Origin of the sequence: Dissulfurispira sp. (assembly GCF_036745535.1) — a bacterium.
Classification (GTDB): Bacteria; Nitrospirota; Thermodesulfovibrionia; order Thermodesulfovibrionales; family Dissulfurispiraceae; genus Dissulfurispira.
Genome location: NZ_DAIOFX010000001.1, coordinates 1 through 14,661, shown reverse-complemented (window position 1 = coordinate 14,661; position 14,661 = coordinate 1). Strand labels below are relative to the sequence as shown.

At 44.2% G+C, this 14,661-nt stretch carries 15 protein-coding genes; 9 read left to right on the top strand and 6 right to left on the bottom strand.

Annotation, left to right across the window (positions count from 1 at the left end; genetic code table 11):
• Positions 1-82 precede the first annotated feature (82 nt).
• A complete protein-coding gene (locus tag V7L97_RS00075) occupies positions 83-1,048 on the top strand; it encodes a chemotaxis protein (protein WP_333652010.1) in 966 nt (321 codons plus the stop codon).
• Between the two features lie 42 nt (positions 1,049-1,090).
• On the opposite strand, the gene V7L97_RS00070 is transcribed toward V7L97_RS00075, so the two are convergent.
• Together V7L97_RS00070 and V7L97_RS00065 are read right to left on the bottom strand one after the other, a co-directional pair.
• Positions 1,091-2,128 (bottom strand): zinc-dependent dehydrogenase, encoded by a 1,038-nt coding sequence (locus V7L97_RS00070; protein ID WP_333652008.1) that lies wholly within the window; start codon positions 2,126-2,128, stop codon positions 1,091-1,093.
• Positions 2,125-2,556, bottom strand: a complete 432-nt coding sequence (locus V7L97_RS00065; protein WP_333652006.1) for a hypothetical protein — start codon at positions 2,554-2,556, stop codon at positions 2,125-2,127. The genes V7L97_RS00070 and V7L97_RS00065 overlap by 4 nt, the downstream gene beginning before the upstream one ends.
• A gap of 107 nt (positions 2,557-2,663) precedes the next feature.
• On the opposite strand from V7L97_RS00065, the gene V7L97_RS00060 reads away from it, so the two are divergent.
• Positions 2,664-3,350 (top strand): transposase, encoded by a 687-nt coding sequence (locus V7L97_RS00060; RefSeq protein WP_333652004.1) that lies wholly within the window; start codon positions 2,664-2,666, stop codon positions 3,348-3,350.
• Positions 3,351-3,527: 177 nt separating this feature from the next.
• Here V7L97_RS00060 and V7L97_RS00055 read toward each other — a convergent pair whose 3' ends face one another.
• From V7L97_RS00055 to feoB, 4 genes are all read right to left on the bottom strand, one after another.
• Positions 3,528-4,541 carry a zinc-dependent alcohol dehydrogenase gene (locus V7L97_RS00055; RefSeq protein WP_333652002.1) on the bottom strand — a complete coding sequence of 338 codons (1,014 nt, stop codon included), beginning with the start codon at positions 4,539-4,541 and terminating at the stop codon, positions 3,528-3,530.
• Positions 4,541-4,777: a hypothetical protein gene (locus V7L97_RS00050; RefSeq protein WP_333652000.1), complete on the bottom strand. Its 237-nt coding sequence runs from the start codon at positions 4,775-4,777 to the stop codon at positions 4,541-4,543. The genes V7L97_RS00055 and V7L97_RS00050 overlap by 1 nt, the downstream gene beginning before the upstream one ends.
• A gap of 13 nt (positions 4,778-4,790) precedes the next feature.
• Positions 4,791-5,213 carry a Fur family transcriptional regulator gene (locus V7L97_RS00045; protein WP_333651998.1) on the bottom strand — a complete coding sequence of 141 codons (423 nt, stop codon included), beginning with the start codon at positions 5,211-5,213 and terminating at the stop codon, positions 4,791-4,793.
• Between the two features lie 78 nt (positions 5,214-5,291).
• Positions 5,292-7,268 (bottom strand): ferrous iron transport protein B, encoded by a 1,977-nt coding sequence (gene feoB, locus V7L97_RS00040; protein ID WP_333651997.1) that lies wholly within the window; start codon positions 7,266-7,268, stop codon positions 5,292-5,294.
• Between the two features lie 544 nt (positions 7,269-7,812).
• Here feoB and V7L97_RS00035 point away from each other — a divergent pair.
• Genes V7L97_RS00035 through V7L97_RS00005 form a run of 7 tightly spaced genes read left to right on the top strand, consistent with a single transcriptional unit; the run spans position 7,813 to position 14,625 of the window.
• Positions 7,813-8,844, top strand: a complete 1,032-nt coding sequence (locus V7L97_RS00035) for an N-acetylmuramoyl-L-alanine amidase (protein ID WP_333651995.1) — start codon at positions 7,813-7,815, stop codon at positions 8,842-8,844.
• Complete coding sequence (locus tag V7L97_RS00030) at positions 8,834-9,409, top strand: GerMN domain-containing protein (RefSeq protein WP_333651993.1); 576 nt, start codon at positions 8,834-8,836, stop codon at positions 9,407-9,409. Before V7L97_RS00035 ends, V7L97_RS00030 begins: the two co-directional genes overlap by 11 nt.
• Before the next feature lie 22 nt (positions 9,410-9,431).
• Positions 9,432-10,229, top strand: a complete 798-nt coding sequence (gene murI / locus V7L97_RS00025; protein WP_333651991.1) for a glutamate racemase — start codon at positions 9,432-9,434, stop codon at positions 10,227-10,229.
• Entirely contained in the window at positions 10,226-10,957 is a 732-nt protein-coding gene (gene rph, locus V7L97_RS00020; protein WP_333651989.1) for a ribonuclease PH, read from the top strand. The genes murI and rph overlap by 4 nt, the downstream gene beginning before the upstream one ends.
• A gap of 4 nt (positions 10,958-10,961) precedes the next feature.
• Positions 10,962-12,776, top strand: a complete 1,815-nt coding sequence (gene ftsH / locus V7L97_RS00015) for an ATP-dependent zinc metalloprotease FtsH (RefSeq protein WP_333651987.1) — start codon at positions 10,962-10,964, stop codon at positions 12,774-12,776.
• Complete coding sequence (gene folP, locus V7L97_RS00010; RefSeq protein WP_333651985.1) at positions 12,773-13,639, top strand: dihydropteroate synthase; 867 nt, start codon at positions 12,773-12,775, stop codon at positions 13,637-13,639. The genes ftsH and folP overlap by 4 nt, the downstream gene beginning before the upstream one ends.
• Before the next feature lie 20 nt (positions 13,640-13,659).
• Complete coding sequence (locus V7L97_RS00005; protein ID WP_333651983.1) at positions 13,660-14,625, top strand: hypothetical protein; 966 nt, start codon at positions 13,660-13,662, stop codon at positions 14,623-14,625.
• Positions 14,626-14,661 lie beyond the last annotated feature (36 nt).

Sequence of the window (14,661 nt, the reverse complement as noted above, 5' to 3'; positions counted from 1 at the left end):
AAAATACGGGATACTGCATCATTAAGGAAATTAAAAAAGTCTCGACAATAAAATAATCAGAATTTTCCATAACGGAGGGTATATGGCTCAGAGCGTTGGTGCTTTACCGGAGGTTTTAAAGGTCGGAACAAATGAGATGGAACTCGTTGTCTTCAGGATGTACAGTACACATCCTGACGGCAGTCCCGAGATCCTCGATTACGGTGTAAATGTTGCAAAGGTCAGGGAGATTATTCCAATGCCTACACTTACAAAGGTGCCGGATATGCCTGCCTATGCAGAGGCGCTTGCAGAGGTAAGAGGCGAGGTCATTCCCATAGTAAATCTGGGCAAATGGATGAAGATAGTCCCGCCTTCCAATATGGATATAAGGCCGAAGGTCATAGTCCTCGAAATGCTCGGAACGACCGTTGGCATGATTGTCCATGAGGTGGAGAGGATAAGGAGGATTAAATGGGACCAGATAAAGCCTCCTCCGCCATTACTACAGGCAAAGCACAGCGGCAGGGTAACAGGAGTAACAAAGATAGATGACGAAGGCGAAGCACTCCTTTTGATTCTCGATCTCGAAAGTATCATTTCGGAGATGGGCGGACTTATTCCGAAACACGAGATAGCCCTTGAGGAGATAGAAAGGGTTGGGAAGAAAAAACTCAAAGGCACAGTGCTTATAGCCGATGACTCGGCAGTTGCGAGGAAGATACTCAAGGATACCCTCGAAAACGTGGGACTCCATGTAATAGAGGCAGTGGATGGCAAACAGGCCCTTGATATATTGAATGACTTCATTCAAAGGATTGGCGACCAGCCTATTACCAATTTTGTCCAGCTTATTATCTCTGATGTGGAGATGCCTGAAATGGACGGCCTCACATTCACAAAGAATGTTAAGGCCAATAATAAGCTTCAATCAGTGCCCATAATAGTGAATACATCATTGAGCGGTGGGGAAAACAGGGAAAAGGCAAAGAGTGTTGGTGCCGACGGCTACCTCGTAAAATTTGACGTCACCAAGCTGATACAAGAGGTGTCGAGGTTTTTAAAGTAAATGGGCATATGAGTAAATGAGGTCTTCCAACCCATTCACTCATTAACCAAAGACTATAAGGCATTTCAGGGAATCTTTTGCTTCTACGGTGAGTCTGTATGCCTTTTCTGTCTCGTCTATGCCAAACCTGTGAGTAACGAGTTTGTCAGCAGTAACAAGACCTTTATTTATAAAGTTTAATGCCTCTTTTGTGTCATCAGGCCCGCATGAATAACTGGTGACAATATTAATATCCCTGAAGTAAATATAGTTCGGGTCTATAGTAAGCATCTCATCTGGTTTTGCGGGTGTGAAGAACATAACAGTCCCGCCGGAGGCAACTGCCTCAATCCCCTGTTGCATTGCGCTTGCGCTGTTAGGGCCGACAATGACAATATCAGCCATAAAACCGTTTGTTAAATCGTTTAATTTGTTAGTCAGATTTTCTTTTGAGACATCTATAACATGATCTGCTCCGAACTCAAGTGCCTTTTTAAGTCTAAACGGTATCATATCGGCGCCGATTATTTTTCCCGCTCCGAACTCTCTTGCAAGCAGCGCATGCATCTGCCCCATGATCCCAAGACCGATGATGAGTATGGTGTCGCCTTTTTTTATGGATGCCCTCTTTAAAGATTTAACAACGCAGGCAGTCGGCTCAATCAGTGTGCCGTCTTCATAACTCATATTTTCGGGTAGTTTCAGGGTATCGTTTTTCAGGTTTGTTTCTGGAATGACTATGTACTCAGATATGCCTCCCGGAATTATCTTTGTATTGCGCCATGTCTCGCATTGCACATAATCGCCGCGCTTGCAGTATTTGCAGTTTAGGCACGGCGCATGATGATGTACAAATACCCTATCGCCAACAGAGAATGGAGTATTGGAGTGGTGGAGAGATGAACCGAGTTCAACTATTTCACCAACGGGCTCATGGCCTAAGACAATAGGTGCTTTTTTTTCTATATACCACGGCATCGCATCGCCAGAGCATATGCCGCAGGCCTTTGTCTTTATGAGGGCATCACGTGGGCCTATTTGAGGAACAGGAATATCCTCTATTCGAATGTCATTGAAACTGTAGAGCTTAGCGACTTTCATTTGCTTACTCCATAAAGTGCATCCAGCGGGCTTTGCGGAGCGTTGGACATATTGCGAAGGACATGCGTGTATATCAATCGCTTTGTCTCTCTCAAAGCGTTACCTACATCCGTAATCCCTGCAATACCCTCCGCCTGCCCTCCGGTTTTGCCGAGATAATTGAAATAATAAAGAATTATTGCGTCTTCCGCCTGTCGGGGCTGCCAGTCGAGAATCCGTTTGTCGGACCGCAATTCTTCAATAAATTCCTGAACAGTTATCTCATTATATTCCGTTGCTACGCGCTCAAGCCTACGGCAGAATCCTAAAAACCTGCTTACCCAATACGCTAAAAACGGGATATTCTTTTCAGGAGCAAGTTTTCTTTCCAAAAGGAATTTTTGAAATTCAGGAAGCAGATTATTTTTAGAGCCTGACAATTTTCCCACATTTTCCGCATATTCGCTTTTAGTCCATAATATCATAAAATACGTGACATTAATAAATTAATAAATAAATAAATAGGGACAGCGACCATTTTATTGACATAAATAGAGTGGATGCTTTACTATTAGCACATGCCGAGAATAGCCAGGGCAGTTGCAGTCGGATTCCCCATCATATTACTCAGCGGGGCAACTATCGTCAGAGAGTCTTTGAAAAAGATGACGATTACTTCCAGTATTTGGAATGGCTGCAGATATATAGTAAAAAATATGCTTTGAAGATATGGGGCTACTGCCTAATGAGCAATCATGTGCATTTTATAGCTGTTCCTATGGAAGACGATTCCCTTGCAAAGACATTTAATACCCTTCATATGAGATATTCACAGTACATCAACTCAAGGCAAGAAAACAGAGGGCACCTATGGCAGGGACGCTTCTTTTCATGTGCGCTTGATGAAAAACATCTCTACGCTGCTATGCGATATGTAGAAAATAATTCTGTGAGGGCTCGTATTGTTAAGAAGGCCGAAGATTACCGTTGGTCGAGTGCCTGCGCCCATGTAAGAGGAAAGAAGGATAAGGTTTTAGCAGATGACTGTTATATGGTTGAAAGAATAAAAGATTGGTCAGCATATCTCAGGGAGGAAGAGGATACAGTATTAGTCGAGGCTATTCGGCAAAGCACAAAGACAGGTCGCCCATGTGGTGACGACAGGTTTGTAATGAAGATGGAAAAACTACTCGAAAGAAAACTGACTGCCTTGCCGAAAGGAAGACCTCGCAAAACAAAATAAATGGTCGCTGTCCCTATTTTCCGACTGAAAGACTAAACACCAGAATTTCTGAAAGAGACCTGACTGAACTGCAGAAAAGGGTAGTAAGCGAGGGATTACCTTATCAGACGTATGTTTCCAGTATAATTCATAAATTTGTTACTGGGAAGCTGATAGAGGCAAAAAATTAAAAAGTATTTAAGGCATAACCGCATACTTTATCCCTTCGCCTTTTGAGAGCCTATTAAGTGCGAGATTAAGGTCTTTCAATGGATAACTGCCGCTTATCAGAGGAGAAAGGTTAAGTGTATCTTTTAATAGATTGTAGGCAATTTTTACATCATGGGGAGTAAAATGGAATACCCCCTTTAATGTTAATTCATCGTAATGAAGTCTATATGTATCGTATGTCACTATTGTCCCCTTTTTCACTCCTCCAAAGAGAATGACTGTTCCTCCCCTTCTCACATAATTTACAGAGGTTTCCCAGACGTCTATCTGCCCTGTACACTCAAAGACAAAGTCCATACCAAGGCCATCGGTGACGTAATCTATAGCACTTAGAAGTCCTGACGGCAATACAGTTACGTCCGCTCCGAGGCTTTTGGCAAGTTCGAGCCTTTCGTGCTCCAGCCCTGTAATAATGACCTCAGCTCCCTTTAGTTTTGCCAGAGAAAGGTGCAGAAGCCCAATAGGCCCTGTGCCGATTATCAATACCCTATCACCTTTTTTGATGTTTAATCTATGCATGCCATGAACCACGCATGAAAGCGGCTCGAGGAGTGCCGCCTCTTCAAAGCTCAGATTTGCAGGCTTATGAAAGAGATTTTGTTTGACTATATGCGAGGGCAATAGAATGTATTCTGCAAAGGCGCCTAAGACCTTTGTGTCCATTATATTTTCGCAGAGGTTGTGGAGCTTTTTTTTGCAGTATTTGCATTTAAGGCATGGCGCGCTGTGAACCGCCATTATTTCATCTCCGGCTTTAAAGTCTTTGACCCCTTTGCCGACTTCTGCTATGACGCCAGAAAACTCGTGTCCGAATACTCCGGGCATCGGTATCATGGGATGTCCCCTGAGGAATGCCTTCAGGTCTGTGCCGCAGGTGAGGGCTGATTTTACCTTCACGAGCACCTCACCCCTGGATGGTTTAGGGACAGGTGTTTCCCTTAATTCAATTGTCCCGGGTTTTATTAAATAGCTCGCAAGCATTAATTAAACTCCAGTTTGCCGCCTAAGAACTGTCCGATGACGGCAGCCAATATGAAAAAAAGAGGTATGAATTTATAGTCGGTGTTTGTGATGATCCTTATAAGGATTATAAATGGTATCGGTATATGGATATACATAAACCATTTCAGGGAATACTTTTTTGAACGGCTTCTCAGATAACCGAACGGAATATGCACTACAAAAGCAATCAGGGTTATAAGTAATATCGATGACATGTTGAATTATAGATTAGCCTCTGCATTTTTCACAATATCCCAAAATTTCGAGACTGTGCCGTATCCCCTGAAATTTCTCCTTCTGGCATATCTCATCCTGAAGCATCTCGAGGGTAGGAGAATAGAATTCTATTACCTTTCCGCACTTCGTGCATATCATGTGGTCGTGGTGCCTGTCTTTTGAGACCTTCTCATAATGTGCATGCCTGTCGATCCTTTCAACTTCTTCTATGAGTCCGATCTCTATGAGAAGGGGTATTGTCCTGTAAACAGATGCCCTCGATACCTTTGACCCCTTTGCCTTAAGCCTGATAAACAACTCTTCTGGATCGAAGTGCTTTTTCATGATAAGTATTTCGTTCAGTATCTCGTCCCGTTCTTTTGTTGATTTGAGGCCTTTCGTGGTCAGGAACTCCCTAAATTTTTGCTTTTCCATAATTCCTCCGGAGTAAATGAGTTAATGGGTAAATGAGTATTTGGGGTCTTTAACCCATTCACTCATATACCCATATACTCATATGCTTATATTGAAATATCGTAATATCCAGTTTAGCACTCCCCCGAATAGAAATGCAGCAGGAAATACTATGGCTATAATCCACAGGGCTGTTTTTAGCCCCCGTTCCTTTATGATCATGAAGAAATTGGCAAGGCACGGGACAAACAGGGTTATTGTAACGAGGCTTACGATTGACTGAATCGGCGTTAGGAGGCCCTCTTGAGAGATTACGAACAGTCCTGCCGCACCATAGTCCCTTCTCAGAAATCCGAGGATGAACGCCTCCGATGTTTTTGCAGGAAGGCCGAGGAGATTGACAACAACAGGCGATGTGAGCCTTTCGAGGTAAATAAGGAGATTGAATTTATGCAAAAGGAAAAGGATGAATGTGCCGAGGATGAAGAGCGGCACAGCCTCTTTCAGGTACCATTCAACCCTCCCTATTGTTTTTACCACGATGTTTGTTATATTGGGCATCCTGATGGGCGGTATTTCGAGGAAGAATTCCGTGCGTTCGCCGCTGACGATTTTTGATGCAAGGAAGCCAGAAATGAAGAGAACTACGAGAACGCTCGATACCCATATGATTGCAGCCTTTAAGGAGAGGGCGCCGAGCATTCCCAGTATGACCCCCAATTGTGCAGAGCATGGTATGGCGAGGGCCAAAAGGAATGTGGTGATTATCCTGTCCCTTCTTGTCTCCAGAATTCTCGATGTCATTACTGCCATTGTCCCGCATCCAAGACCCAAAACCATGGGAAGCACTGCCTTGCCATTGAGTCCTATTATATTGAATATCCTGTTGCTCATAGTGGCGAGTCTCGGCAGGTATCCGCTGTCTTCAAGGATTGCAAAGGCTATGAAAAAAGTCACGGTTATGGGGAGTATAATGGCAATGGCATATGTCAGGGCCACTGTTACAAGTCCGTACTCTCCTACGAGCAATTCCTGCAGCAGTTCTATCGGGATAAGGAGCTTGACGGCTTTTGTTACTGCTGGATTGAGGTAACCGTTAAATATGGTCTCCTCCACAAAGTCTACCAGTGTACCTGCGCCGAATACGCCGACAAATTCATAAAAGCCGTATAACACTGCCAGTAAAACCGGGATGCCATAGACAGGGTGCATGCTTATACTGCCTATAAAATTCAGGAATTTTCCCCCTTCAGGACTGACCTTTTTTATGACCCTGCCGGCTATTTCTTCTGCTGCCTCGATCCTTGTCTTATTTATCAAATATCCAACGGAGTCTCTGAACTTCAGCTTGCACTCGTCCCTTAGTCTTTCTATTTCTGAGAGTGCCTCTTCCTTTACATTGGCTTTCAGCCAGTCCCTGAGGCTTTCATCTTCCGACAGTATCATTATGGAGAGCGAACGTCGTGAAATATTTGATGAAGGCAAGAGCCTTGATATCTTCTCGATATAATCCTCGATTACAGGATTGTACTTTATCTGTATCGTGGGCCGCACGGGAGATACCATAGCCTCTTTTAATTCCTTTATTCCCTTTCGCTGAGGCGCTATGGTGCTTGTTACATTAATGCCGAGTGTGTTTTTAAGGCTTTCTACATCTATGGATATTCCCCTGTCCATTGCCTCATCGATCATATTGAGGTCAAGAACCATCGGAAGGCCCATCTCCGAGAGTTGAAGTGTGATCAGGATCGTTCTTTTCAGGTTTTTTGCATCTCCTACCTGTACAACTGTTAAAGGCGCTTCTGTGAGGAGGATATCCCTTGTTACCTTTTCATCTTCGCTCATGGGTATAAGGCTGTTGACGCCGGGTGTATCAACGAGAAGCAATCTTTTACCGTCAAGGGATATATTGCCCTGTGTTATTTCAACAGTGGTACCGGGATAGTTCGATACTGTTACATATTTACCAGTGAGAAGACCGAATATCACGCTTTTACCCACATTGGGATTACCGATAAGTGCGATTTTTTCTAAATTGCCGGTCTGTCTTTTTGTTTTCGGTTTATGTTCGTGCAACGCAATCCTCCATTTGTTGCGATCTAATCGCAGTTACATTTTGAAACATATAGCAGATTATTTTCAACATAAATCTGGCGATAAGGATAAGTCTCTTTCGTTCAGGAGCTATGTTTTGACAGTTCTAATGCTCCTTTCGCTACAGCCGCAAAACTCGCTTTGCTCAGACACTTGCGTCTGTCAGGCAATGGTATGACCTTGGAGCGACTTGGACAGCCCAAGCGTGGCATGGATGCCTAAGCTGGCTGTCTTTGCTTCGGAGACAGGCTGGATGCCTGTCGAGAATGAAGCGGAGAGATTATACCATTGCCTGACACTTCAGTCGCAAAGAACTGTTACCAAAACATAGCTATTCACCCCAGAGACCTATCCTTATCACCGAATCTCGGAAACTATGAGCTATCAGCTATGAGCGATGAGCTAATTAGTTTAACTTGCATCTTATTTAGCGTATCTTGTATCCTTTTAAATTATGCATAGAAGGTTATTTTTTATTGGTTTTTTGCTTTTAACTGCTTGCCAGATTATCGGCCAGGATATAGGATTGTCCGGGGTTTTTGATATTCCTCCCGTTGCTGCGCAGACCGGTAAAGAGCACGCAGCGACTATAAAAATCGGTAAGCATCCCAGTTTTGTGAGGATTGTTTTTTCCGGCATACCGGATGAGTATGTGCAAAAGGCCTCGGTGATACTCACTGGTAATAATATTATCAAGGTGGATTTTCAGTCTCCTTTTACTTTTAAAACACCTGCGAAAGGCATCCTGAAAAGCGAAGCTCCCCTCGAAATAGCATCGGGGGTCAGGATTGGCGTAAAAGGAAGCAGTTGTTCGATTGCTGTAGAAAACCTCGATGATATAAATGTTTTAAAGCTTTCAACACCGACAAGGCTTGTCATAGATGCCTATATTAGCAAGCCGATAAAAGAAGAAAGGGCCATTATGGATACGCCCATCGAAGGCAGTTCCATCCCGATGGAGACATTTATTATAGATCCCGGTCATGGTGGGTACGACAGCGGGATTCGCGGCAGGAATTTTGTGGAGAAGGACTTTGTCATGTCATTCGCAAGGGATTTTTCGCACATGCTCGAAAAAAAGGGTAAAAAGGTCTTTCTTACCAGAAAAGGCGATCAGGTGCTCTCCATAAAGGACAGGGTCAAGGCCGCAAATCAGAAGTCTCCAGAAATATTTATCAGCATACATGTATCATCCAAAAATGAGTTCGGCATATATACTGCGCCAAAGATGCCAAAGATGATGACAATCCAGAGCCAATCCCAGACAGAAAAGGCATCAGAGCAGGATAGCGATAAAAATATTGCGAATGCCATAGCAAGTAATATTAAAAATGAATTGGGTGTAAATGTCAGACGTGAGAGACTGCCCTTGTCGGTCATAGCATATGTCAATGCACCTGCTTTATTAATCGAACTGCCAAACCCCGAGAAATTTCATTATGATAAAAAAAACAAGGAGCGTCTGATAAATATAGTATTAAAGGGGATTGCGTCTTCTTCTGCTCAGGGATCACCCATTAAAAACGGAAAGGGAGAGGTATCAGCAGGTGGAAAATAAGAGGAACTTACTTATAGCCCTGCTGCTCCTTTTAATCGCAGCATCATCCGGATGGCTGTTTACAAGGTATTACTATGCCCCGGCAGAGAAAAGCGATAGTCCATTGATCGAACTGAAGGACGGCATCCCTCAGGATCATCAAAATCAGGCTGCCTTTGGAATAAGCGGGGAGGACACGATTGCAGTAAAGATATTTTATCCATCCGAAGATGGCGTGACCCCTGAAGACAGAACGATCCCGAGCAAGCCGCTGCCTGTGGCAATGGCCGATGTGGTCATCGAAGAATATCTGAAAGTGTTAAGAGAAGGTCTTAAGGATGCAAGACTCCTCGGTGTATACCGTGATAGAAATAATGTGCTTTACATCGATCTTTCGGACGAATTCAGAAGGAATTTTTACGGGGATGCGAGACAGGAGTACTATCTTCTGAAGTCGCTGTTTGATACTGTTATTACAAACGTCGCCGGGACAGAGGATGTGAGGTTATTAATAGAGGGAAAGGAGATAGAGAGCATAGGAGGTCATTTCTCAATTCTTTATGGACTGAAAGGGATAATGAATTGAGAAACAAAGCTTTTGCGAATATATGAGCGATAGACCAATAGGCATTTTCGATTCAGGTGTAGGCGGCCTTACTGTTTTAAAAGAGGTCAGCAGGATATTGCCTTCTGAAAATATTATTTACCTTGGCGACACTGCGAGGGTTCCTTATGGCATCAGATCGCCTGAGACCGTGACCCGATACTCCTTTGAATGCACGGAATTTCTCTTAAGGCAGGACATAAAGCTTCTAATTGTCGCCTGTAATACTGTATCTGCCATAAGCCTGAAAGAAATACAGAAAAAGGTTTCTATACCCGTAATAGGTGTTATAGAGCCGGGTGCGAGGGCTGCTGTGAATTCCACAAAAAATAGAAGGATAGGTATAATAGGTACAGAGGCGACCATCAAGAGCAGTGCCTACCCGAAGGCTATTAAAGCACTTGATAAGGATATAGAGGTCTTTGGATTGCCATGTCCGCTCTTCGTCCCGCTGGTGGAAGAGGACTGGACAGACGGTATTATAGCCAGACTTGTTGTGGAGAAATACCTGAAGGATATGATTGATAAGGGAGTGGATACCCTTGTACTTGGATGCACCCATTATCCGCTTTTGAAGGGTGTGATTCAGGATGTGATGAATAATGTCTGTCTTGTGGATTCAGCCATCGAGACAGCGAAGGTTGTAAGGGATGTGCTAAAGAGTCGAGAGTCAGGAGTTAGTGGTCAAGGAAGGATAAAATTTTATGTGACCGATTCTACCGAAAAGTTTGTGAATGTCGGCGAGAGATTTTTACAGAGCAGGATTGAGGATATAGAAAAAATAACGCTGGAGGTAAGATGAGGCCTGACGGAAGAAAGAACGATGAACTGAGAAGGGTGGAGGTTAAAAGGAATTTCATACCCTCTGCTGAAGGCTCTGTACTGATAGAAATGGGGAACACGAGGATCATATGCACGGCATCCATAGAGGATAAGGTGCCTCCCTTCCTAAGAGACCAGAAAAAGGGATGGGTGACTGCAGAATACGGTATGATCCCGAGGGCTACGCATACAAGGAGCATGAGGGAATCCACCTCTGGACGCATAGGAGGAAGGACGCAGGAGATCCAGAGATTAATCGGAAGGTCGCTAAGGGCGGTGGTTGACCTCGAACTTCTTGGCGAAAGGACAGTATGGATCGACTGCGATGTGATACAGGCTGATGGAGGTACGAGGACTGCCTCCATAACAGGAGCCTTTATCGCGCTTAATGATGCATTGTATCGTGCCCTGAAAAACGGCATAATAGAAAGGAACCCTGTAAAAGACTATCTTGCTGCTGTCAGCGTGGGCATTATCAACAGTGAGCCGCGCCTCGACCTATGTTATGCCGAGGATTCCACGGCAGAGGTCGATATGAATGTGGTCATGACAGGAGACGCCAAAATAGTTGAAATCCAGGGCACTGCAGAATCAGAGCCATTTTCAAAGGATACGCTCAATGTACTTCTTTCGCTGGCAGAAAAGGGCGTTGGGGAGCTGGTTGAAATCCAGAGAGAGATAGTAAAGTCAAATATGTTAAAATATTAGAAATATGCAAGGGAAAGGCCAAAATATGTATAAGAGTCTGTTTGTTTGGTTGCTCATAGGGATGGCAATGATCCTCCTCTTTAATCTCTTCGATGTCCCGCCCAAGAGCGAAAAGGAGATAATATTCTCCGAATTCATCTCGAAAGTGGAATCCGGGGATGTGGATGAGGTCACAATCAAGGAGAACTACATTACCGGCAGGTTCAAGGACGGAAACAAGTTCAGGACATATACGGCGAATTATCCCGACCTTATTAAGGAGTTGAGGGATAAGAATATTAAAATAACTGCCAGGCCGCCTGACCAGAACCCATGGTATGTGAACTTCTTCTTCTCATGGGGTCCTATTATATTCCTCGTTCTGGTATGGATTGTCTTCATGAGGCAGATGCAGATGGGCGGCAATAAGGCAATGTCCTTTGGAAAGGCAAAGGCTAAGCTTGTATCTGAAAAATCGGTGAAGATTACATTCGCAGATGTTGCAGGCATAGAAGAGGCAAAGACAGAGGTTGAGGAAATAATCGAATTCCTTAAAGACCCGCAGAAGTTTTCCAAACTTGGAGGAAAAATCCCGAAGGGTGTCCTTCTGGTAGGATCTCCCGGCACCGGTAAGACCCTTCTTGCAAAGGCAATAGCAGGCGAGGCAGGCGTGCCATTCTTCTCGATATCTGGTTCCGACTTTGTGGAAATGTTTGTCGGTGTCGGTGCATCACGAGTAAGGGACCTCTTTGAACAGGCCAAGAAGAACGCTCCCTGCATAATATTCATAGATGAAATAGATGCTGTCGGAAGACACAGAGGCGCAGGACTCGGAGGCGGACATGACGAAAGGGAGCAGACCCTTAATGCCCTTCTTGTTGAGATGGATGGTTTTGAAGGGAATGAAGGCATTATTATTATTGCTGCAACCAACAGGCCTGATGTCCTCGATCCGGCGCTTTTAAGACCGGGCAGATTTGACAGACAGATAGTTGTGCCAGTGCCTGATGTGAGGGGAAGGAACGAGATACTTAAAGTTCATACTAAGAATATACCCCTTGATGAGAATGTCGATCTCGAAAAGGTAGCAAGAGGAACACCAGGATTTTCCGGCGCAGACCTTGCAAACCTTGTGAATGAAGCTGCACTCCTTGCTGCAAGGAAGACAAAGGATAAAGTAGATATGTCAGATTTTGAATCTGCCAAGGACAAGGTATTGATGGGTGTTGAAAGGCGGAGCATGGTTTTGAGCGATGCAGAAAAGAAGAATACCGCTTATCACGAGGCAGGCCATGCCCTTGTTGCGAAGCTTACGCCTGGAACAGATCCTATACACAAGGTGAGCATCATACCGAGGGGGAGGGCGCTCGGAGTTACGCAGCAGCTTCCCATAGACGACAGATACACATATTCGAAGGACTATCTCGAAAAGACATTGAATGTGCTTTTAGGAGGAAGGGCTGCCGAGGAGATAGCCTTACACCACATGACTACAGGCGCAGGAAATGACCTTGAAAGGGCTACAGAGCTTGCAAGAAAGATGGTCACGGAGTGGGGCATGAGCGAAAAGCTCGGTCCGCTTACATTCGGCAAAAAGGATGAACAGATATTCCTCGGTCGCGAAATAGCAAAACACAAGGACTACAGCGAAAAGACCGCTGTAGATATAGATGAGGAGATAAAGAGGATAGTCACAGGCGCCTATGAAAGGGCAAAGAAGATTTTAGAGGACAACTACGACCTCCTCGATGCCCTTGCACACGCCCTTCTTGAGAGAGAGACCATAGAGGGACACGATATAGATAAACTCATTGAAGATACAAGAGCTGTGGGGGCATGAAGATTGAGTGGTCGGGTTTCTCTTTAAACTTCGATAAGAAGACCTATATCATGGGGGTGCTTAATGTTACCCCCGATTCATTTTCTGATGGAGGTCTTTTTTTTAGTGAAAAAAAGGCCATCGAACATGCCCTCAGACTCATAGAAGACGGAGCCGATATTATAGATATTGGCGGTGAATCCACAAGGCCCGGCTCGGAGCCTGTTTCAGTAGAAGAAGAAATCAGGCGCACCATACCTGTAATAAAGGCTATATCGAGAGAAATAAAAGTCCCGATTTCAATCGACACTTACAAGTCAGATGTTGCAAAACATGCCCTCGATGCAGGAGCGTCAATTGTAAATGACATAAGCGGACTGAGGTTCGACCCTGAAATGCCAAAGGTTGTTTCTGAATATAAGGTTCCGGTAATAATCATGCACATAAAGGGAAGGCCGAAGGATATGCAGCAGAACCCTGTTTATGAGGCATTGATCCCTGAGATTATGGATTATCTGAGAATAAGTATCAGGCTTGCCAACAAATTCGGCATTTCAGATGATAAGATTATCATTGATCCAGGCATCGGTTTTGGAAAGACATTTGAGCATAACCTTGAGGTCATAAAAAACCTTAAAGAATTTACTCTCCTTGGAAAGCCTATTGCAGTAGGCGTATCGAGAAAGGCTTTTATAGGAAAAATACTCGGCGATGTCCCTCCATCCGAAAGGCTTGAAGGCACTACTGCTGCTGTGGCTATCTCCATATTCAATGGTGCAAACATTGTCAGGGTGCATGATGTGAAGGAGATGGCAAGGGTTGCAAAGGTTGCGGATGCTATAAAAAACGGGGTCCCCAAAAAGTCGCAAGACTTTTTGGGGTAGTAGTGATGTAGAATTTAATCATGGCCGATTTCACCCAGGACGACCTCAGAGATTTAATGTCAAAATGGCTCGAGCCTGAGCGCATGCCGAAAAGGTTCAGGATTGTTACCGACACCACGGATTTTTACAGGGTTGATTATGACGATGTAGCAATATTTGAAGGCAGACCGTATCTTATAAGAAATGTCGAAAAGGAGGGCAGGTTCGGCATCGATGAGCAGCCCAAGTTCTGGGTCAAGAGGGCAATAGACCTGATAACCGGAGAGACAAAGATCATAAAACTGGTCTTCTGGGAAAGGTTTACTGCAAAGGTCGGGGGCATTTCATTTGAGTGCTTCAGAAGCCCTAAAAAAGAGGCAAGGATCCTCGATCTGGTAAAAGGTCATCCCAATTTCATGCAGGGATTCTCTGTCGAGGATTCTGTTGGAAACCTCATACGCATCATCGATTATATTAAAGGCAAGACATTGAGCGACCTCGTATTTTCAATAAAGAAACCCCATGAGGAGTATTTTCACGATGACCTTCCTTCACTCTTAAAATCTTATACGGAAATAATAGATGCCGTAAGATTCCTTCATAATCACGGTGAAAAACATGGCGACATCAGGAGAGATCACATACTAAAGGACACAAAGACAGGAGAGTATAAATGGATAGACTTTGATTTCAATTACTATCACGGGGAGAATAAATTCGGCTATGATCTGTTCGGCCTCGGCAATATCCTTATATTTCTCGTGGGCGGAGGTGATGTTACTATACAAGGTCTTGCAGATAAACCCGATATTTTGGATTCAATAAATGGAAATGACACGAACATCGTATTTCATAATCGTGTTGCAAACCTTAAAAAGGTCTATCCATATATCCCCGATGAGCTTAATTACATCCTCCTGCATTTCTCCAACGGAGCGGCTGTGTTCTACGAATCCACGGATGAACTCTTCTCTGATATGGAGAAGGCAATAAACAAAATATGCTAAAATACGCACCCGGAAAAAGGCGTTTTAACAAAGGAG